A 21,290-nucleotide genomic window follows, 5' to 3' on the forward strand; every position below is an offset into this window, starting at 1 on the left:
ATGCCATGTTACGTATCTCCTATTATCTCTTAACTCGAAAAGAAATGTATGTAGACTTAGGCGAAGACTACTTTGATAAACAGAGACAACAATCAATTTTTCGGCATTCACTAAGAAGACTTGAAAGTTTAGGATACACAGTTACATTACAAGAACCTGAAGCATCGTAATCCAGTCCACTTACCTACAATAAATCAGTAAATTAGGCGCTCTCCCCCCCCCTTTTAAAAAAAACAATGAGCTGCGTCTTCTTAAGTATTGCCTTTTCCCCTAAATTCCAGAAGTCTATTTTCATGGTAGTTCATTAAGCCTTATCGCAGAGTTGACACAAACTGTGCGATAATTTATTTTATGGAATTTGCGATTTCTACCAATATTTCCGATGTTACTTTATTAGAAATTCTCTTATCAACACTTAACATATATTGCCATCCACCAAAAAAAAGTTCGTAAAAGTGTACTTTTTCGAATGGGTTATTTTTGTATAGGCTTTAGCAGTGAACAAAATCGTTAAAAATTTATGAAGGTGTTTTATATTGTCTCACTAATTTAGGTTAGCCCAGTGCAATATGTAGATAATTAACTTCTTTCATTTACTGTCTATTGATAAAAATAACTGTTAATGATTCAAAGTGAACACTTTTCTAGTGGTCTCGAACCATCCTCTTTCTTCAAAATAAAAAAGTAGAAGTGTAAGCCACTTAGCTTACACTTCTACTTTTTTTATAGGATTATTCTCTAGCTTGCCGGCTCATTTATTTGGAGGTCTTGATGTACCTTTCTTCGTTTATCACGAATATGAACAATCAAAACCAAGGTGAATCCAAATAAAGCGACAAAGGCATTTAATAAAAAGATATAGGTAATATCAACTTTATAAATGGCTGCTAGGACAAGAGGCATCGCAAATTGGGCGATTCCTTCAGCAATCGTGTAAAGACTTGTAAGAAGCCCTTTTCCTCTATTTGAATGTTCTACTAAAAGAGTCAACCCTAACTGAATAAGTCCACCAGCTGAGAAGTAGCCCAAGAAAAAGGCACCTACACTAGCGACCATCGGTGAAGGGAATGCCCATAAAACAAGAGAAACCAGTGCTGTCATGGAAGTATACGTCAGAATAATAGAGGGGGACTTCACGCCCTTGTTTCCTAATGTGAACGTTACAATGACACAAATGAGTGATCCAATACTTGCATAAGAGACTAACATTCTTCCAGCATTTTCACCAAGATGGACAACTTCTGTACCATACTTCGCCATCCATTGTCCTAATATAGTAAGCAATGTTAGTCCAACAAAGCCAAAGGAAATCATACAAATCTCTTCAACACTAAAATGAAATTTCCCTTTCTTTTCATGACCTTTTTCTTCTGCGGCCATTTTTGGTGATGGGGTAGCCATTGGTGGGAATTTACGAGTACTCATAAAGATCAAATTGAGCGTTAAGATAGCAATCAGTAACGTAAAACTCCATCCATACCAAAATCCCTGCATTGTAAGAAAGCCAATGATGATGGGAAGCAAGAACTGCCCCCCTTGAATAAAAAATTTTACAATAATATTAGCGGGACCAGGTTTCTTAGGAAAAGCCTCCATTAATGCTGGGTAAGAACCTGTATCTAAGAAAGAGTTCGCGATCCCGGCTAAAATGCCGAAGAAGTAAGCAATAGACGCAGTAGGACTCCATATAATTCCGATTGCGAACGCTAGATAGAACAATATTCCTAATATGATGGATGTCTTTCTGCCATATTTATCAGAAACGATTCCAGATAACCATACTGCTATTAATTTACCAATTCCAAAGGAAGAAACAACTACTGCAGCACCCGCAACGCTTGTACCCCATTTTGATGCAAAAACGTCGATGTTTAGAGAGATAATAATTAACGCCATACCATGAACAAAATAATTAATGTATAGTCCGAAAGCTGTTGATAAATAGTTGTTTTTCATAACATTTCTCCTTCAAATTATGATAAGACTACAATACATGCAAAGCAAAAAAATACGTTGATTATGTCTGATAGATTAAAAGGATCATAACGAATCATCTCGAAAATTATGTAATGGCAGAATGGTTGTCAAATCCCATCGCTTCTGATCCATTGACGCAATTGTGTAATCATTTGCAAAATTTCCACCAAAGAATCTGCGGGAGTTACATGCTCTCGTAGATTCTTTTCGAGATTGAAAGATTATTCATACTCTTCTCTAAGATGATTGATTATATAGCTTCTTGTTCTAATTTGGTGGTAGAAAAATTATCCTTGAAAAAGTATTGCTTGTTAAATAAATGCTTTTTTTGGATCTGAAAGGATATGTGTATGAACCTACATTTTCCTTAACTCATTTCTCATTAATTTTCCTCCTTTTAAAAAAACACTAATAATCTCAATTTCTAAAATTGTTTAGTAGATCAATCCAATCTTTAATGCAAGTGCTCTCCTATCAAATTGACTGTTTTAATAAATCCAACATTCATTATTACAAGCATGTAGAAAACGCTTTCATTTTAATTATAAAACTAATTATTCACTTCTATTTTTCATTTGCTGCCATACCTCTTTGTTGATACACCTTAACCAATAGTATACTTGGACATTGATCTTGAATCAGGTTGGGAAGAAGATTAAATCTGAAATAGTCGGGATACCGTTTTTATTTTCTAATAAGTAATCGTTTGTGGTTGCACAAAGTGCCACCAAACGGCTGAACCATTCACCTTTGAATTTCCTTCGATTAAATCGATAACAAAATTCATCTAAATAGGATTGAAGATGTTTGGAGTCAAGCCCGTGAAAAGTGCAACCTACAAACGCCTTTGCATTCGAAAGAACGGTATGCAACCAGTGTAAATGGTCTGGGTTTTTTGGGGCATTATAGACTTGATATTCGTGAATAAAGCCAGCTCCATCAAGGGCTCGGTAGGAATGATAGGTATCACTACTAATCGTTGAGCCTGGTTGGATTTTTTTCTCTGCAAAATCAAATAAGGTTTGCGATTTAATGTTAGGAACAACCTCCATTTTCAAAAAAAGCGGATGTCCTTGTTTGTTTAAGGATCAACCGACTAATACCTTGGTTTCTGTTCCACGCCCGCGTTTTCCACCTTCGGATGACGCGCCAAAGAAAGCATCATCTAGCTCAACAATACCAGCTAATTGGTATGCTGTATCACGTTTTCTAATGGCTTGGCGGATTTTATGAAGCATGAGCCAAGCGGTTTTATACGTCACCTCAATCTCTTCAGAAAGCCTTGTCGCAGAAACGCCACGTTTATCATGGGCTGTTAAATAGATTGCTAAGAACCACTTGGTTAAGTCTGTTATTGTTTTTTTCCATTACGGTTCCAACGGTAACAGTGGCTTGGTAACGACATTCTTTGCATTCATAAAGACTGTGCTTACGAGTTTTCGTCTCAAAATAAGAATCATGACCACATTTCTCACAACAATAGCCGTCCGACCACTTTAAAGAAAATAGGTGATCATGACAAGCCTCTTGGGTTGAAAACTTTTTTTGGAAAGAAATCAAACTCATTTGTTGGTATGTGGTCATGTTAAACGCCCCTTAAAGAACAATTGTTAGTAATCATTATTACCAAACGTTCGTTCTTCCTAAACATCATTCTGAGTAAAAGGGATACTTATTATATTTAATACAATGGAATTCTAACTCCATTTAGTTTATATCCATCGGACTCTTTCACCTAAATGTCTTTAATCGTTCCTGAGAACCTGAAGCTTGTATGGTTGTTTCTGTCTTCATTGATCTCCCTTTTGAACCTTAGCTCCATTCTCAGCAACCACACGGGAAACGGATACAGGCATCGTTGTGTCGATTTAATTTTTATCTTTACCATGCGGCTAATAGTTTATAGTTGAGTGAGATATTCAAATCGTCAGTTGGGGTCTCACCTGTTCCAGGGAAGCATGTAAGTTAGGAACACCTTCCTCCCCGAAGTATTCTAAAGAAACAAATCCTGAATAATTTCGCTTTCTCAATTCTTCAAGCAAGCGAACGTTGTCTACATCACCCTCAAAAATGGGAGCTGGTTTGTTTTTATACCGTTCTTTATGATTGTAATGATAATTTTTTAAATGCACATGGCTTACATGAGAGTAAACAGAATCCAACGCCTCTATTGGATCCAATTGGTCTACGTACAAGTTAGCACCATCAAAAATCAGTTTTATCCGCGGATGGTTAATATCCTGTAAAAGCTTGTGAATAGATTCGATGTTATCAGCAAACGTGTCATAGTGAATTTCAACTGCCACATCCACATCATACAGATCTGCAATTTGAGCTATCTTTTTCAACTCGGTAGCCGTTTCAGACCATTGCTCTGGGGATGCATTTCTTGATGCTATATGTCCTGCGAACGTTCGAATTAATGGACAGTTTAACTGATGTGCTATATCCAACAATCTCTTCGCTTGATTGAATTCGTTTCGATGTTCATTCTCATTCCAAAGTTTAGAAAACGTGGTATATCCACTAATGGAAGGTATTTGTAAACCATTCGATTCTAATAATTTGGCTAACTTGTCCAGTGGTCCATGTTTCTCTTGAAACCGTTCAATATGTTTATTCCATAACTCAAGACCTTTCACATCCGTTTGTAATGGAAGTAACCATTTTATAATATCCTCAATGTCCCATTCCTTAAATCCTGTCGTACATAAACTAAGTTTCATAGTGATTCCACCTTTCCCCTTTTATTTTTCCTCTGAAGTCAATTGAATGTCTAAAGCTTGGATGCTTGAGTTTAACTCCTCTACCTTTTGTGGTCCTATTACAGCACAAGAAGGGAAAGACTGATTTAGATGCCAAAGCAATATGATTGGCATTATATTCGACTCCTTTTTGTTTAGCTAACTCTCCTGCTCGTCATAAACGTTCCCCAGTTAGTGTCACTTTAGAGTAGACTCGAACGATATCGACGTTGTTGGACTTGTCCTCAGATGAAAAGCGTCCTGTAAAAAATCCACTTGCTTGGGAAGGCCAAATCTCCTATCAGGGCAACTATGGATATGACAGTTAGCGTTGTTTTAATATTTAGTAGAACGATATACTAATTCTCCCGATGCTGAATTCTATCCTCCTTTGAATCCTAGAGATACAATGTATGCTGTTTACTTAGTATATCCTAGTCTACTCGCAGAAAAACATCGCTTTGTATATAAGTTCATGTTAATTCTTCGACATCAGCAACCTTCTTTTCACCTACATACTTATCGGTAAAATTTGACAGCAATAACACTATGCATTAATTCCCCCTCAAATTGTTTGAAAAGTATTTTTTTTGCAAAAATCATCATCATATTAGTAATACCAATCTGAAAACACAGGAATCATCAAGGGAAATTTAAATTACTTTTGAATAAGACTCATCTGGCGTTTTCTCTACTTTTTAATTTTGATTTTTATCTGTATTGTTTTCTTTTGAGAGACCGATTTAGTTGTTGAACAACCATTTCACGTAATTGCTGAAGCAATTACAGCCGCTGTATTAAATACAGATCATCTTTTTAATTATTCAAAGCAATATATATTCGGTTTGAGGGGTTTGACCCTTTTCTTCGACATTATGTCATGTAAATTGCCACTGATTTAAACAATTATTTATTCACAATAGCTTTATTGAAAACAGGTTTATCTTGTAATCTAAGTTCAAAATCTAAATGAGCAGTATAAAAGTCATTTTTCAGTCCTTTTTCTGCACCAACATGTTTATCTAACTTCGTAATTAAGCTTCCGCGAACACCTTGTGCAACATCATCTTCTAAATATTCATCGCCTTCAAAATAAATTTGTGTTACTAATCTATCGCCATTTTCCGGTTGGAATAACAGGTGCAAATGTGCTGGACGATATGAATGATGATCAATCCACTTTAAGAACTGACCCGAAGGTCCATCTGTTGGAATGGAATAATTACCCGGTACAACTGTTTTAATTTCAAAATCACCATTCGCATCAGTGTAAAATACACCACGTAAATTATCATCTGGAATACCTTCAGAGAAGTATGAGTATTCACCATTCGCATCTGCCTGCCACATATCGATTTTTGTATTTGCCAACGGATTTCCATTTACATCTTTCACAGATCCTGAAAAGTAAAGGGCGTCACCCGGTTCATTTTCACGTTGTGGCATCACTCCTGGATTTTGAACGACTGGTGTATTTTCAATGTAATAAGGTCCTAGAATAGTAGGTTCAGTCCCTTTTACACTTTTATACATTTCTTGAAGTGCATGAGTTTCAAAGAAAACATCCATAAACAACGGAATTTCTCCTGCTTTACCTAGTTGATCCATCCAATCAACAAGAGCTTGATAGTCATTATGATCAATTTCGTATTCACTAACTAATTCCTTAAATTTAACTACCAATCCATTATAAACATCGATTACTTTTTGATTCTTCATTTCTACTTCCCCCAATTTTTATAATTTTTTAATAAATGTTCATTTATATCTGAGTATTTTCAATAATTGTTGTAATTCCTAACCCACCTGCAATACATAAAGTGATGAGCCCATACCTTTTCCCTGTTCTTTCTAGTTCGTGTATCGTTTTTGTTGCTAAAATTGCACCTGTGGCACCAATTGGATGTCCCATGGCAATTGCACCACCGTTAGGATTTACCTTATTTATATCAAGCTTTAATTCTTTAATTACCGCTAAAGCTTGTGCAGAAAATGCCTCGTTTAGTTCAATTAGATCAATATCATTCAATGTCAAACCAGACATATGAAGTGCTTTCAAGGTAGAGTTGACAGGTCCGATCCCCATAATGTTTGGGGAAACTCCTGCTGCTGCTTGAGCTATCACTCTTGCTATTGGCTTTTTACCATGCCTTTTTGCTGCTTCTTCCGACATAAGTATCAGAGCGGATGCACCATCATTTCTTCCACTACTATTTCCAGCGGTTACCGTTCCATTTTTCTTAAAAACCGGTTTTAAACTAGCCAATTTTTCCAGACTGGTTTCTCTTGGATGCTCATCCACATTGAACTCGATTACACCCTTCTTCGTTTTAATTTGATAGGGAACGATTTCTTTCGAAAATATTTCAGCAGAAATTGCCCGTCTTGCATTTTCTTGGCTCCTTAAAGCAAATTCATCTTGTTCAGTCCTTGAAATGGAATATTTTTCAGCCAGATTTTCTGCTGTCATTCCCATCGTTAACATACCGTAATCTTCAATGGGCTGTGAACCTGGCTGGCTTTCCGTATTCGGGTCCAATAACTGTCCATTGCCTGATTTCAACCCAAAACGGATATTTCTCATATAGTATGGCGCCGTGCTCATTGATTCCGCTCCACCTGCAATGATTACCTCTCCAAATCCGCATTGTATTTGATGACTGGCAGAATTGATCGCCTGGATGCCGGATCCGCATTGTCGGTGAACGGTATAACCTGGTACTTCCACAGGAAAACCTGCCCGGAGAGATGCAACCCTTGCCAAATTTGAGGCGTCTGAACTTTGTTTGGCTTGTCCCATTATCACTTCATCAATACTCTCTTTAGAAATATCCGCTCTCTTGATAACTTCATCAAGGACAGCTGCTGCTAGGAAATCTGCAGGAACATTTTCCAATGCTCCACCTAATTTCCCTATAGCGGTGCGAACCGAGTCTATAATAACTACATTGCTCAATTTTCTACCCCCTGCCATTTTTATTTCTTTCTTCTAAACTATCCTTATATCTTTGGTGAGCTATTTTCAAGGCAACAATCACCGACTGCTGCGATGGAGCTAAAAAGTCCGTTTTAATATTCTCGATTAAGGAATCAATATCTTTACTAAAATCGAAACCAACGATCATTCGCTTAAAAAAATCCTGGGCCAAAGTTGTTAAAAACGTAAATTCTGCATTGATGATAATGTGACTTTCTTTGTGAATTTCAAGTACCATCCCAGCGTATTTATAATTTTCATACATGCTCGTATTTTGCGGTGCCTTCGCATAGGCCGTGATTAATAATGTTGGCTGTCCCATATAAAACTACATCCTCTCAAGATTACTTGCATAAACTAGTGGGTGGTGTTCCATAGTCCCCTTTCCAGTTTATATTAATTAAAGATCTCTTGAAAAATGTTTTACTTTTTCCATATCTATCTCCATACCAAATCCTGGCCCATCCGGGATGATTATTTCATAATTCTCATATTTAATTTGGTTTAGCGTAATATTTTCTTTAAAAAGTAACGGTCCAAATAATTCAGTACCGAATTCGAATTTCGGAATGGTTGAATAAAGTTGTGCACAAATTGCGGTTCCTAATGATGATTCAATCATCGTTCCGCCATACAAACCAAAACCTACACCTTCAGCAATCGCGGCCACCTTTTTCGTTTGGGTCATTCCACCATGCTTACATATTTTCAGGGCAAAAGAATTTCCTGCTCTATGTTTAGCTATTTGGAAAGAATCTTGTAAAGTATTCAATGATTCATCGGCCATGATCGGGACCTTAAAACGATCGGTCAACCGTGACATCCCTTCATTATTCCAGGCTGGAAGCGGCTGTTCGACCATGGAAACCCCACCTTCCTGTAAAGCTTCAATGCAATACGTAGCCGTTGTTTCATCCCATGCTTGATTAACATCAACCGTAATGCGTGCTTGATCTCCTACGGCTTCAATAATTTTCAATACATGATCCACATTTTTATATGGATTACCTTTTCCAATTTTTAATTTAAAGATATTATGACGTTTTTGGTGTAAGGATTCTTTCGCTTCTTCGATATCTTTATTCGTATCCCCACTTGCCAAAGTCCATGCCACCGGCAAGGATTTATGAATTTGCCCTCCGAATAATTCATAGGCAGGGATGTTCCTCCTTCTTGCTACTAAATCAACCATGGCTGATTCAACGACAGCCTTGGCAAAATTATTCCCTCTAACATTTAGTGAAACTTCATGCATGATTTTGTCATAATGGACTGGGTTTTTACCAATGATAAGTGGGGCGATATAAGTATCAATATTCACTTTTATCGCCTCAGGCGTCCCCTCACCATATGAAGCCCCGCCTATTGTCGCCACCTCTGCCCAACCTTCCGCACCCTCTTCATCCATGACACGGGCAAGAATGATCGTTTGTTCCACGATCGTATGCATGGCAAGCTGATGAGGACGAATTGTGGGTAAGTCAATAATGTATACTTCAACTGAACGTATTTTCATTTAATCCACCTTTTTAACATTTAATAGATAAAATCCGCTTCTGTTTTTGCTCTTACTTCTTCGATCGCTACACCGGGCATTAATTCAATCAGTTTCAACTGTTTGTCAATAACTTCAAAGACAGCCAACTCGGTGATGATCAAGTCAACGCTTCTAGTGGAAGTAATGGGGTAGGTACATTCATTTAAAACTTTACTTTTACCTTCCTTACTTGTATGTGTCATTGTCACGATCACTTTTTTGGCGCCAACCAACAGGTCCATCGCTCCTCCAACACCCATGATATTCTTGCCAGGTACCGCCCAATTTGCAATTCCCCCGGTTTGACCTACCTGCAAAACACCTAAGATAGCAACATCAATGTGTCCTCCACGGATCATTGCAAACGATTCTGCACTATTAAAGAATGATGCACCAATAGATTCCCCTACTGGTAACTTGCCTGCATTAACTAAATTGGGATCGATTTTATCTTCATCCACTTCTGCAACCCCTAATAATCCATTTTCCGTATGAAAAAAAACATTTTCATCATCGATGTATTTTGCAACCAAGGTCGGAATCCCGATTCCAAGGTTCACTATACAAGGACCCGTCAATTCTTTTGCTGCGCGTCTTGCTATCATATTTTGCATTAATTCTTTTTCACCCATAATCTTTCACACCTTCCTTCGTCAGGATTTTCTTTGCCTTAATAATTCCATCGACGAATAGATGCGGTGTTACAATTTCCTCTGGCGAGAGCTCTCCAGGTTCAACTATCTCATCCACTTCTGCAATTACGACATCTGCGGCTGTTGCCATAACCGGATTAAAGTTTCGAGCCGTTTTATAATAAACAAGATTACCAAGTGTATCTGCCTTCCATGCCCTGATCAAAGCTACATTTGCTCTTATGGCAGGTTCAAAAATATATGTAGCCCCATTTATTTCCCTTTCTTCTTTTCCTTTTGCTAAATCCGTCCCTACACCCGTTTTCGTATAGTAACCGCCTATGCCAGCACCGCCAGCACGAATGGATTCCGCTAATGTCCCCTGTGGTAATAGTTCTAACTCAATTTCACCACGTTGGTAAAACTCCCCAATTTCACGATTGCTTGTAAAATAAGAACCGATTGCCTTTTTTATTTTCTTCTGACTTAGGAGAGCTCCCAGGCCTTTCCCTTTCTCGCCTAAATTGTTGCTGATTACAGTCAAGCCTGCTACATCCTTTTTGGCCAAACCATCTATTAATGTAAGAGGGGCACCGATCAAGCCAAATCCACCTACCATTAATGTATGACCGTTCTTCACACAAGATAAAGCTGCTTCTATATCTTGATGTACTTTCGTCATGTTTTCCCCACCAATCTCACTTTACTTATTTTCAATTAATGAATCACTTGCCTCAAACCAAGCAGGTATTCCAGCAGTCAATAAGCAAATTAGTCCCACTTCCGCTAATTGTTCTTCTGAAGCCCCATTTAACCTTGCCTCTTCCATCCATTCCCCAACCTGTTCCCCTTTTAATTCTGTAATGAATATTCCTGTCATCAGGATAAGTTTTAACCTTTTTGGAACGACTGAATCACTCAATATATAATCTTTGAGGGAGTTTTGGTCTTCAGATTTAACCAGTTTCAAAACGTAAGAGACGAATGCAGTATCGTCATCACCTAATAGCTCAATCATATAAAGCAGTATTTCTTCTGCTGTTCCTTGATGGCCACTTACCTCGGGATATCGAATGCCTTTAAGGGTAAGGGCATACTCCAAAGACTTTATTCCTGTTTTTAATGCTTCAGTACCGTTATATAAGTATGAAACAATTAGGTATTCCACCAGTTCCGGTATTGTTGCTCCACCATCCATTGCCCCTTTTGTATGGTAAACCATACTCCGTTCATACAACCTCGCAGCATTCATGCCTACCAGTAATATATCTTTCTCCTTCTTCGTCAAAGCTCCCTCTTGCATGATGTTACTGCGTAAGTTTGTGTAGTGATCAAGTGCATTGGGGCTATAATCATACATTTTTTGCACCCAGCCTGGTACCACATCATAAACTTCTTTAAAATACGATAATCCTTCGCTCATTTGTCTGCACCTCTTTAAATTAATTGAGAGTCAAGTATCGATAGTGCTCTAATAGGTGAGGCTGTTGCATTTTTTAGTTTTAATGGAATCCCGAAAAACAGAAAGCGAGAATGCTTAGGCAATTTTTCCAGATTCACTAGGTTTTCAATGATATATATATCATTGTTTAGTAATTTTTGATGAATACCACTTCCTGAACCCTGATTAAAATCGGCATTGGACAAATCCACCCCGACAATATGAATTTGCTTTTCAATAAACCATTGGGCCACACTATCATCTAAGGCCTGCGCTTCAAAAAAGCCATCTTCCCCCCATGATTTTCCCCATGTCCTGATGAGGACGATATCGTCTTTTTCAACATATACTCCCTGCCTGCGTTCCGCCTTTTCAAGTAAATCTTTCGTAACAGGTTCATCTGACGCTTTTAACATGCTTACATCCAGTATGAGAGCATCCCCAAACATATTCTTCAGATTGATGTTTTCAACCGACTCCCCGTTTTCAGAGTAATGTGAAGCCACATCGACATGTGTCCCACTATGATCAGAAAAAGAAATCAACTTGGAAAGGTATCCTTTAGGAAGTGAATCATATTTCCCCTTATGTTCAAGAGGTTCATCTTTAATGCTTATTGCAGGTAAATCATTATTTGTAACTAGACCATCGTAAAGTTCCAATGTTAAATCAATGATTTTCAACGGTAAAACCCCCAAATTCATTAAGCGTTTACATTATCACGACAAAAATGGCTACCCTAAACATCACTATCAATAATTGACAGCAGGTGTTTAAGGTAGCCAGTTGTTCACTAGTTGTTATTAAAAAAGGTTATTTTTTAATAGCTAATGAATAGGCAATAATTAAGTTTATTATATATTCATAATATTACACTATTTTCTGTCAATTACAATATTTTTTTAAAAATATCTTCAAAAAAATCAAATTCGTTTTAAGAAAGACTTTATCTCTTTGTTAATCTCCGCCCTATTTTCAAACACCATTGTATAGTGGTTACAAGTTGAAACGATCGTTTCAATATCAGGTGTATATTTCTTCGTATCTTCATAGGCTTCTTCATAAAATAATGGAGGAAAGTCCCCTATCTTTCCACTGGCATAAACCAATAAGGTTTTACAGGAAATTTGTCTACAAACTTCTTTTGGGACAAAAGAATAAAAACTATTGAAGTCTGCAAGAATGCCATCTTCTGATGATTTATTCTCCCAGTGACCATCCACTTCATGAACCTCATACTCCGCCACACTTTGCAGATGATCCGTCCATTTGATACCCAAACGGCTATAGATTTGCTTAATTTCCGCAATATAGCTTTCTTGAGATTCATATTCTTTACTTAATCGTCCTAGTGATGGTTGTACGATGTCCCTTTGTTGTTGAGAGGAAGTGGCCGCACCATCCAATAATATCAGGGCCTGTACCGAGGTTAACTCGCTAGCTACAACGCTTGAGATGAAGGCCCCCATTGAATACCCCATTAAAATTGGATTTTCAATGTCTAATTCTTGGATTAACGCAATAATATCTTCTGCATGTTTAAAAAGAGAAGTATGCTCATCTGTTTCTGAACTATTCCCCCTCCCTCTCAAGTCAATGGAAATGACTCGGTACTCTCCTTTTAGCATTTCTGCAAAATAATGCATTTGCTTATGATTACCCGTTAAGCCATGTATAGCGATGATTGGCCCTTTCGTTCCAGGATAATCTGCAATTTGAATTCTATGATTCCCCAATTCCTTTACATACATTTCCATATTAACACTCCTCCATTTCACGGTTTTTAACATAAACCAGCCTACATATTTAATAAAAAAAAGCTATCTCAACTCCACCATCAAGGTAACTTGATCGAGAAATTAAGATAGCCAGTCCGTTCATTAATTTTCATTGAAAAAGGGCTTTTTTTAATGATTAATGAATAGGCATGATATAAATACATGTAATGATTCCATTTTACATGAAGTTCTTATTTTTTCAACTGTAATTTGATAATTTTGATTTCTCAGAAACTTAAATTTAGTACCCGGAAATTTTATTGAAGAAGATCCTCTATGGTCTCCCTCCATCGTTCAACTACTTCTTTAGGGTTTTTCAAGTTTATTTTAATTCCAGAGGTTAATTCGGCATACTTAGCAATATCCTCCCGTGCCTCCACAATTTTGGCGTAGAATCTTTCTCTTTGGTGTTGGGCATTTGGCAGCTCTTTTAATCTCTCTAATGAAAGTCGAATATATTGTGCTTTACCTTTCCAAAACAAAACCAGTGTAGCTTTTTGGGTACGAATGACATTGGCTGTAGTCGAAGTATCCGGCCATAGGCCAACTCTTAATTCTTTCCGGCTTACCGCTACAATCTCACCCACACTAATCATTGCAGTGTGTGGCCACCCTCCTTCACTTACTGTCAACAGCATCATGGCTTCATGCTGCTTGTCGACAAGTTCTTTACCATTTAACAAGTCGAATACCTCTTCTGTCATTTCCATCCCATTCATTTTTTCACCTTTTTCCTAATTCCCTAAGTAATTAACACAGTCCCCTGTCTATTCTGTTATAATTTGACACGATTTTTCATTCCGTCCCAACGTTTTGCACCGTGAATATCGATTTCAAATTGATCTAACGCCCTATAAGCAAGATGATCAATGATATCGTTAACATTCTCAGGATGATTATAGAAAGCCGGCATCGGAGGGAATATAATAGTCCCCATTTTGGAAAGCTCCGTCATATTCTCCAAATGAATCGTATTTAGAGGGGTTTCTCTTGTCATTAGTAATAATTTTTTTCTTTCTTTCAACATGACGTCAGCAGATCGCGTTAATAAATTATCCGCTAGTCCCATGCGAATGGAAGCTAGTGTTTTCATACTGCAAGGTGCTACGATCATGCCATCAACCCGGTAAGATCCACTTGATATTCTAGCTGCTTGATCTTTGTAAGAATAGGAATGATCAGCTAATCCCTCCACGTCTTTAACAGAATATGAAGTTTCATGTTGAATGGTGGCATGTGCCCAAGGGGACATGATTAAATGGGTCTCCACTTCACTGCTTTTAAGCATCTGAAGAATCCTAATTCCGAAAATGGCTCCAGTCGCCCCTGTTATCCCAACAATGATTTTCATTAATTCCCCTCCTTATTCAAAATTCATTGAAACGAAACTTTAAAGTATATAGAACTTATACATTGGAGAATCCAGGCACAAATCGCCTTGGATCTACCTGTTTAAATTCAGACCGTTTAAATTCATCTTTTAAATGAAACGGTACTGTACAGTCAAAAATGGTCTTACAGGAAATCCCCTTTTCCTGTATGGTAGGGCTGTATGCGGGATCTTGTGAAGGATCTAACGGGTGACAGCGCACTCCAGGAATGAAAACCGTATCAACATCACCTTGGTAACGAGTATTTAACGCCCATAAAACATCATTACTATCGAAGGGATCCACATCTTCATCCACTATGAATACATGCTTAAGCTCAGAAAATGCAGAGAAAGCCAATAGTGCAGCCTGCCTTTGGCGCCCTTCATCACTTGGCTGACTTTTCTTGAATTGAAGAACAGCCATGTACTTACCTCCTCCTGAAGTATGGGCATATACATTCAATAATTTGCCTGGCATGGCCTTTTCCACCATTTGCAGAATGCTTGCTTCAGTTGGAATGCCAGCCATATTCACATGTTCTTCACTTGGACCAATAACTGTTTGCATGATCGGATTGACACGGTGCGTTACAGCTTTCACTTTGATTAGAGGCAGTTCCGCAACAGCTGAACCTGTATAACCAGGGAATTCTGGCATTGCTTTTCCAGTATTAGTGTTTTGATCTTCCCGAACGCGCACTCCGGGAACCAATTCACCTTCTATTACATATTCAGCATTCGCGATAGCTTTTTCATCAATGGTTAAGCATTGGACCAATTCTACCGCTTCTTTCCTGATCGCCCCTGCAACACTCAACTCATTAAAGCCAAGGGGAGTCGTAGGTGCTTCAAAACAAGCAGCGACTTCAATAGCAGGGTCAACACCGATACTAATGGAAATTGGTAACGGTTTTCCTGCTTTTTCAGCCTTTTCACGAAAAACTTCCAAATGTCGGCCAGGAACAAAATACATGGACATCTCATCTTTACTTTGTAAACATAATCGATGTATCGTTATATCAGATTCACCCGTTTCTGAATCGGAGGCATAGCACATGCCAATGGTGATATACGGGCCTGCATCTTCCTCTGTATTCGTAGGCGCAGGTATTAACTTTCTGATATCGAAATCAGGATCTTCTGCATAGTGGACCACTTCTTGAGCTTTCGCTTTATCATTTGAAATGGTGATTGGATCAATTGGATTTTTAACAGCTTCATTTAAAAGGAACCCCAGTCGCTCCGGCTTTGTATCCAGCATGAGGCCGACTCTTTCCCGGCTGGCTAAAAGTCCAATCACCACGCTTGAATCTTCATGTCCCAATACATGATTGAAAACCATGGCAGGTCCGATTTTTGTTGGACGCATTACTGTTCCACCAGCACCGACATGACGATAAACCCCAGATAATTCAGCATGTGGATTGACGGGTTCATCTGTTTCGATCAATTGTCCTGGAATAGACTTCAGTAGTTCCAACGCAGAACGTAAATCTGTCACTTTATTCATTTTTTCAGACATAAAAAATCCCCCTATCACTTTATGATCAATATCCTATGTATCATTCAAATTCAAATAACATATGTTATCGGTTACAAATGATATTCTAAAGTGTATTTCTACTATACAGTCAATGGATATTTGAAAATTCAAGTAATTTTCTTTACAGGGATTTGCAGCTGACAAAAATCAACACTATTATCATTCTCGTAAAAGGTCGTATCCAATAAACAAGCGTCTACTATGTCCCCTACAATTCTATACTGATTTTCACCGATCCATTGAACCAAGTCATTCAAAAACTCAATGTTATATGGCATTCCATATTTATACACACATGCATATTGCCCAGCAGGCAACGTCATTATATTATCCATATCAGGATCTATAAAAGGTAATGAAGTATATATTCCCGCACCCTCGAAAACTTCATCCGTTCCAAGCTTATCCTTTAAAATAACCGTACCAAATCCCTCGGAAGGAAGCATCTCATATTTACTTAATACATTCCACGCTTTCATCAGCGTTAAATGTAATTCTTCTCGGCACAATTTATTTTCAAATGGTATAAATAAGACATGCCTTTCAGGAAATTCTTCTATAATAGGTTTATCCAATTCAACTTTAATATTTTTGGCTTCTGAATATTTCCTTAATCTCTGTTGAATAAATGTACGTGTATTCATCAAGGCAATTATTTCTTTATCTATGAATTCTTGATGGAACTCCAAAAGTGACATGGCAGTAGTTAAATTCCGATTTCCTATATGGTCCTTAATATCAGTCAGTTTGATGCCAATCGACTTCAAAAAGCAAATTTCCCTTAGAAATGGAATCTGAACTGCACTATAATACCGATAACCATGTTCATCGATATGTACAGGTTTAAATAATTCGATCTTATCGTAATAAATGAGTGTTTGCCTTGAGATACTGTGAATGGAAGCCATTTCACTGATGGATAGGTAATTGCCCACATGTGTTCCTCCTCCGCAAAGCCTTTTTGTTAAGTTCTTCCTAAGTCTTACATTTACTTTTACTACCATATATCAAAAAATTAATTTATTAATATATTAATTTTTTGATTTCCCTCCTTCCATTCGGTAGGTACAACCGATTGAAGAGAGGGTCCGTATTCTAAAGAAAACTTCAATCCCCTCCTAACTTTACCATTTTCCCATTTAAAATGAATGGATTTTAAAGGCCGAAAAAAATGGATCATATCAACATCTACATTAATAGGGTTCTGGTGCAAATACTTGAAGAAAATATAAAAAAGCAAAAGATTTCTAGTGACCCCTGGTCTTAAGCAACTAGTCCAAACAGTTGATGGATGAATTCTTTTTGATTTTGGACAGACTTCTCCCTTTGAAGAGTCTGCTTTTTTGATCATGTGCATAGCCTCTATCCCCGCAATAATTCGTTTGGCAGACCCTAAGGACTTTAACCCAAGCATCAGGCGAATTCGTTTTTTAATAAAGGATGATCCCTGCTCCACGATATTGTTGAGATATTTAACTTGCCTTAGTTGGATACCTTCCGGCATCTGTCTTTCTTCTTTTAACTCTTGGATAGCGATGGGATATTCTAGGTTCTTGTTTACTATTAACACACGCGGCTTAGAAACGTGCGAAAAAGCCAAGGCTTTCTTAAAAAAAAACTTGGCTGCTTGTTTATTTCTTGCTTTACTTATACAATCAAAACGAAAACAATCACCTTATCATAAGGTGATTGTTTTCGTTTTGATATTATTCATTCGATAGATAGTCGATACGCCTTCACGATGATACCATCATAGTCTTTTCGTAAAAGAATTTAAATACATAACTGTCCTTATTGGAAAGCTCTCCTATGTAGAGATCATCCTTAAAAAGAGCGAGACCTTTATATTGAATATGATCGTCTTTTTTCCCGTTAATAGGTAGAAAAGGATTTTGATTGAACCCGTCATATTGATCCAGGAAAGCATTCCTCAAGGGCCATCAATGTTTGAAATCCACAAAAATGTAGGGATTGTTCTTGAAATTGATAAAGAAACGCATAGCATTGAAGATGTTGAAGTCACTTTCATTACAAGTAGTTCTTGGAGGTTTTACAAATCATGTCCACGATGAAGAACGGTTTCTCGGAATGAAAATTGCGGGTTAAACAGTACCTAAACTACATAAAATAGTATAAGACGAGAAATGAACCTTTTCTCGTCTATTCTTTATCTATTAATAGGTTTTCTATTGAGGGTTAATTTTGATATTAGTAAAGAACTATTTTCCGAGCAACAATCGTGACCGACTTTTTTGATAAGGATACGATTTTTTCGATTATTGAACAACGGGTATGCTGCATCCCTAATTAATGGGTGAACTAACATCCAGACGTTTGAACATCAAGCAGGATGGACCGAAACCTCGAAAACATCATCACCATGCATTGTCAGCTGCAAATCACTGATCATTAATCGCTAATCATAAAAACTGAATATTTTTGCTATCGTTTCTACTCTGGCGGAGAAAAAAAGGAGATTTAGTTTAAAAAGAATCATTCAAATATTTAATTTTTTTCTCCGAACTCTTTTCCTGCTGATTTTTGGTCCTTTATTTTAAAAGAAATGAGGAAGCTAATTAACGAAAGTACAGCGATGACAATAAATGAGATTTGCGCGCCATACATATCAGGGTGTACTATCTCGGGACGCTGCTGAGCATTTTCTGTAGCTGATGTCATCACAGTAACAAGTATTGCGGTACCTACAGAAGCGGCAATCATTTTCATCGTATTATCCATTGCTGCACCATGGGCGATTAACCGTTTAGGCAGCTGGTTTAAGGCGGCCGTTGAAACGGGCATCATAACCATGGCTAATCCGAACATCCGAATACTGTACATGACCATTATAAATGTAAAACTTGTCGAAGGACCAACATCCATAAAAGTAAAGGATGAAGCGGTTATGAGGAGTAATCCGCCAATTACCAACCACCTGGCCCCAATCCGGTCAAAAATACGTCCGATGAACGGGGACATTAACCCGGTAATAAGTGCTCCCGGGAGTATCGCCAATCCAGCTTCAAACGCAGTAAATCCTCGCATGTTTTGCATAAATAGCGGGATGAGCGTTTCGGCACCTATCAGACCCATAAAGGTAATGGCTCCTATAATAATAGCAATCGGGAATAATGAATACGTGAACACACGGAACTCCAACATAGGATGCTTCAATCGCAATTGCCTTTTGATAAACCAAACAAGTGAAATTGTTCCAATGCCTAGAGATATGATGGTACTCTCGTCTGTCCAGCCATAATTACCTGCAGCTGTAAATCCATACAATAATCCACCGAAACCTACGGAAGATAAAACAATCGAAAGCACATCCACTTTTGGCCGTGTAACTTCTGTTACATTTTTTAAAGCGAAGAACGCAACTATGATATCAATAATGGCAATTGGAAGAATGATAAAGAATAATACCCTCCATGAGTAGGTCTCCGTAACCCAGCCCGACAAAGCGGGCCCAATAGCCGGCGCGAAGGAAATGACCAGTCCGACCAGTCCCATGGCTGCACCCCGTTTATGAATAGGGAAAATCATTAGGAAGACTGTTTGCATTAACGGGAGCATAATTCCGGCTCCGCCCGACTGAATCATCCTTCCAAGCAGCAGCATTCCAAAATTAGGAGCTAGCCCGGCAACCAATGTACCGGTAGCAAAAATCCCCATGGCTGAAAGGAAGAGCTGTCTGGTGGTAAAGCGCTCCAGTAAAAACGCGCTCACAGGAATCATGATTCCATTAACCAGCATAAAAACGGTTGTTAGCCATTGTGCACTATTTGCCGTTATATTCATTTCCTCCATTACAGGAGGAATCGCGGTAATCATTAATGTTTGGTTCAAGATCGCTATAAACGTACCCGCAAGCAAAAGGGCAACAATCGTTGTCTGTTTATTATTTGTTGAACTCAATTATGGTCCCCCTTTACAATTAGGAAAAACATACTTTTGTAGATTACAATAATTTACATCAGATATCCAGTTATTTGCTGTTAAAAAAGGAAATAAAGTCGGCATTAAATCATTACTTTCCCTACAAAAAAAAGGAATTCCCTTTAAAGAATAGGTTTCTGTTGAGCCAAACACGGAAGCACCTTCAAAAGTCACTCCCCTATAAGGGCAGATCAAATAGCCGCAGTACATTCTTTTAAAGTGATCGACTTTATATTGCATAAAAACTTAAATGGCAAATAACCACTAATCACCATTGCATTTACGTTGTCGAAATTTGCTTAACGTATGTTTTCCGCGTTTTGACTTTAAACCATTTAGGATCTTTTAAGAGAGCGCCATTCTATAGAGTCCAACATTCAACAAAAACCTCTCTGAAACTGATATAAACCAAACAGACAAGACCAATACTAGTGAATATAAATGAAGTATTAACCCCTTTGTATATGCGATAATCCTGGAATTTCCGTTTAATTTAACACTTCTAATTAAAAAGTTATATATTTTCTTTATCCCTCCTGCCAAATAAAAAGCACCCAATTTAATGGATGCTTAGATTTCCTTTCTTTCGTAATCTTATTTCAAATTTATCACTGAAAAATTCATTTGCATTAAATATTGTACTAATGTCTGAAATATCACCTACGTTCACGATTAAAGCTTCGTCAACTTCTTGATCTGTGAGGACTATGCGATATTCATATTGATTTTCAAAATATTTATCTTTCCAAAAATAAATATCAGTCCCTTGATTCTTATAAGAGCTCATCCTAGCTGAGGAATTGATGTTATAATCATCATATCTTACCAAGCCCCCTCTGTAAGCATAACCTTTTTCATTGAGTGTTCTAGTAATTCTGTCAATAAATTGCGATGGGGTAACAAAAATCAAGCTATCTCCGAACTCCCTGATCATTTTATCGATTTGTTCTTTAGGTAAATCAAATTTGGTATAGTAATACTTTTCATCCTCCTTAACCACTTTTAACATTTCGCCGACAATTGCAAACATACAGTATAATGGTCTTTTTTCATTTATATTTTTTCTGAAATTCAATTTTTTAGTTCGCCCCGACATGATTAATTCATGGGCATCTTGAGTAAAGAAATTCATTGTTAATTCTGTAAAAACATGTGCTGCTTCAAATTTGTCCCCTACGCCTTTTTCTCCTGAAGCACTTTCCATATCAATATACTTTTTGAAATTATTCATATATAAATCTCCGGACAAGAAACTTTCCACAAAAGGCGTGAACTTTATAAATCCAAATACTTGGCCTTTAAATCCAATGTCTGATATTTTCATACTCTCCATTCCCTCCTATTTGACTA

19 protein-coding genes and 2 pseudogenes are annotated in these 21,290 nt (G+C 37.6%); 1 reads left to right on the forward strand and 20 read right to left on the reverse strand.

The genetic code is table 11. From position 1 onward, the window contains the following. Window positions 1–738 precede the first annotated feature (738 nt). From N0M92_RS18510 to N0M92_RS18595, 18 genes and pseudogenes are all read right to left on the reverse strand, one after another. Complete coding sequence (locus N0M92_RS18510) at window positions 739–1,956, reverse strand: MFS transporter (protein ID WP_260287217.1); 1,218 nt, start codon at window positions 1,954–1,956, stop codon at window positions 739–741. A gap of 659 nt (window positions 1,957–2,615) precedes the next feature. Continuing rightward, a pseudogene (locus N0M92_RS18515) lies at window positions 2,616–3,561 on the reverse strand (IS1595 family transposase). Window positions 3,562–3,896: 335 nt separating this feature from the next. Further along, window positions 3,897–4,703, reverse strand: coding sequence for a sugar phosphate isomerase/epimerase family protein (locus N0M92_RS18520; protein WP_260287218.1), 807 nt, complete (start codon window positions 4,701–4,703; stop codon window positions 3,897–3,899). Window positions 4,704–4,724: 21 nt separating this feature from the next. Beyond that, the gene (locus tag N0M92_RS18525) at window positions 4,725–4,856 is read right to left on the reverse strand and encodes a hypothetical protein (RefSeq protein WP_260287219.1); all 132 of its coding nucleotides are present in this window, start codon (window positions 4,854–4,856) and stop codon (window positions 4,725–4,727) included. A gap of 771 nt (window positions 4,857–5,627) precedes the next feature. Further along, window positions 5,628–6,440: a dioxygenase family protein gene (locus tag N0M92_RS18530; RefSeq protein WP_260287220.1), complete on the reverse strand. Its 813-nt coding sequence runs from the start codon at window positions 6,438–6,440 to the stop codon at window positions 5,628–5,630. 43 nt (window positions 6,441–6,483) lie between these two features. Next, window positions 6,484–7,677: a thiolase family protein gene (locus tag N0M92_RS18535; RefSeq protein WP_260287221.1), complete on the reverse strand. Its 1,194-nt coding sequence runs from the start codon at window positions 7,675–7,677 to the stop codon at window positions 6,484–6,486. Window positions 7,678–7,681: 4 nt separating this feature from the next. Continuing rightward, the gene (locus tag N0M92_RS18540; protein ID WP_260287222.1) at window positions 7,682–8,020 is read right to left on the reverse strand and encodes a DUF3870 domain-containing protein; all 339 of its coding nucleotides are present in this window, start codon (window positions 8,018–8,020) and stop codon (window positions 7,682–7,684) included. Between the two features lie 78 nt (window positions 8,021–8,098). After that, a complete protein-coding gene (locus N0M92_RS18545; protein WP_260287223.1) occupies window positions 8,099–9,214 on the reverse strand; it encodes a muconate cycloisomerase family protein in 1,116 nt (371 codons plus the stop codon). A gap of 20 nt (window positions 9,215–9,234) precedes the next feature. Beyond that, window positions 9,235–9,867, reverse strand: coding sequence for a 3-oxoacid CoA-transferase subunit B (locus N0M92_RS18550; RefSeq protein ID WP_260287224.1), 633 nt, complete (start codon window positions 9,865–9,867; stop codon window positions 9,235–9,237). Next, window positions 9,860–10,549 (reverse strand): CoA transferase subunit A, encoded by a 690-nt coding sequence (locus tag N0M92_RS18555; protein WP_260287225.1) that lies wholly within the window; start codon window positions 10,547–10,549, stop codon window positions 9,860–9,862. Before N0M92_RS18555 ends, N0M92_RS18550 begins: the two co-directional genes overlap by 8 nt. Window positions 10,550–10,570: 21 nt before the next feature. Further along, the gene (locus N0M92_RS18560; RefSeq protein WP_260287226.1) at window positions 10,571–11,290 is read right to left on the reverse strand and encodes a carboxymuconolactone decarboxylase family protein; all 720 of its coding nucleotides are present in this window, start codon (window positions 11,288–11,290) and stop codon (window positions 10,571–10,573) included. Window positions 11,291–11,304: 14 nt separating this feature from the next. Beyond that, on the reverse strand, window positions 11,305–11,991 hold the full coding sequence (locus tag N0M92_RS18565) for a cyclase family protein (protein ID WP_260287227.1): 687 nt from the start codon (window positions 11,989–11,991) through the stop codon (window positions 11,305–11,307). A 240-nt stretch (window positions 11,992–12,231) separates the two neighbouring features. Further along, complete coding sequence (locus N0M92_RS18570) at window positions 12,232–13,065, reverse strand: alpha/beta fold hydrolase (RefSeq protein ID WP_260287228.1); 834 nt, start codon at window positions 13,063–13,065, stop codon at window positions 12,232–12,234. A gap of 278 nt (window positions 13,066–13,343) precedes the next feature. Beyond that, entirely contained in the window at window positions 13,344–13,805 is a 462-nt protein-coding gene (locus N0M92_RS18575; RefSeq protein ID WP_260287229.1) for a pyridoxamine 5'-phosphate oxidase family protein, read from the reverse strand. 56 nt (window positions 13,806–13,861) lie between these two features. Further along, window positions 13,862–14,437 (reverse strand): non-oxidative hydroxyarylic acid decarboxylases subunit B, encoded by a 576-nt coding sequence (locus N0M92_RS18580; RefSeq protein WP_260287230.1) that lies wholly within the window; start codon window positions 14,435–14,437, stop codon window positions 13,862–13,864. 55 nt (window positions 14,438–14,492) lie between these two features. Continuing rightward, window positions 14,493–15,980, reverse strand: coding sequence for a UbiD family decarboxylase (locus tag N0M92_RS18585; RefSeq protein ID WP_260287231.1), 1,488 nt, complete (start codon window positions 15,978–15,980; stop codon window positions 14,493–14,495). 128 nt (window positions 15,981–16,108) lie between these two features. Beyond that, window positions 16,109–16,936 carry a MerR family transcriptional regulator gene (locus N0M92_RS18590; protein WP_260287232.1) on the reverse strand — a complete coding sequence of 276 codons (828 nt, stop codon included), beginning with the start codon at window positions 16,934–16,936 and terminating at the stop codon, window positions 16,109–16,111. Window positions 16,937–17,264: 328 nt separating this feature from the next. Beyond that, window positions 17,265–17,652: pseudogene (locus N0M92_RS18595) on the reverse strand (DDE-type integrase/transposase/recombinase); the annotation flags it as partial. A gap of 259 nt (window positions 17,653–17,911) precedes the next feature. On the opposite strand from N0M92_RS18595, the gene N0M92_RS29480 reads away from it, so the two are divergent. Then, a complete protein-coding gene (locus tag N0M92_RS29480) occupies window positions 17,912–18,073 on the forward strand; it encodes a DUF3870 domain-containing protein (RefSeq protein ID WP_397443879.1) in 162 nt (53 codons plus the stop codon). A 433-nt stretch (window positions 18,074–18,506) separates the two neighbouring features. Here the strand turns inward: N0M92_RS29480 and N0M92_RS18600 are convergent, their stop codons facing one another. Both N0M92_RS18600 and N0M92_RS18605 read right to left on the reverse strand, forming a co-directional pair. Next, on the reverse strand, window positions 18,507–19,919 hold the full coding sequence (locus N0M92_RS18600; protein WP_260287233.1) for a DHA2 family efflux MFS transporter permease subunit: 1,413 nt from the start codon (window positions 19,917–19,919) through the stop codon (window positions 18,507–18,509). Window positions 19,920–20,499: 580 nt separating this feature from the next. After that, the gene (locus tag N0M92_RS18605; protein WP_260287234.1) at window positions 20,500–21,264 is read right to left on the reverse strand and encodes a hypothetical protein; all 765 of its coding nucleotides are present in this window, start codon (window positions 21,262–21,264) and stop codon (window positions 20,500–20,502) included. Window positions 21,265–21,290: the final 26 nt, after the last annotated feature.

It is taken from the genome of Peribacillus aracenensis (assembly GCF_025175645.1).
GTDB classification, from domain to species: domain Bacteria; phylum Bacillota; class Bacilli; order Bacillales; family DSM-1321; genus Peribacillus; species Peribacillus aracenensis.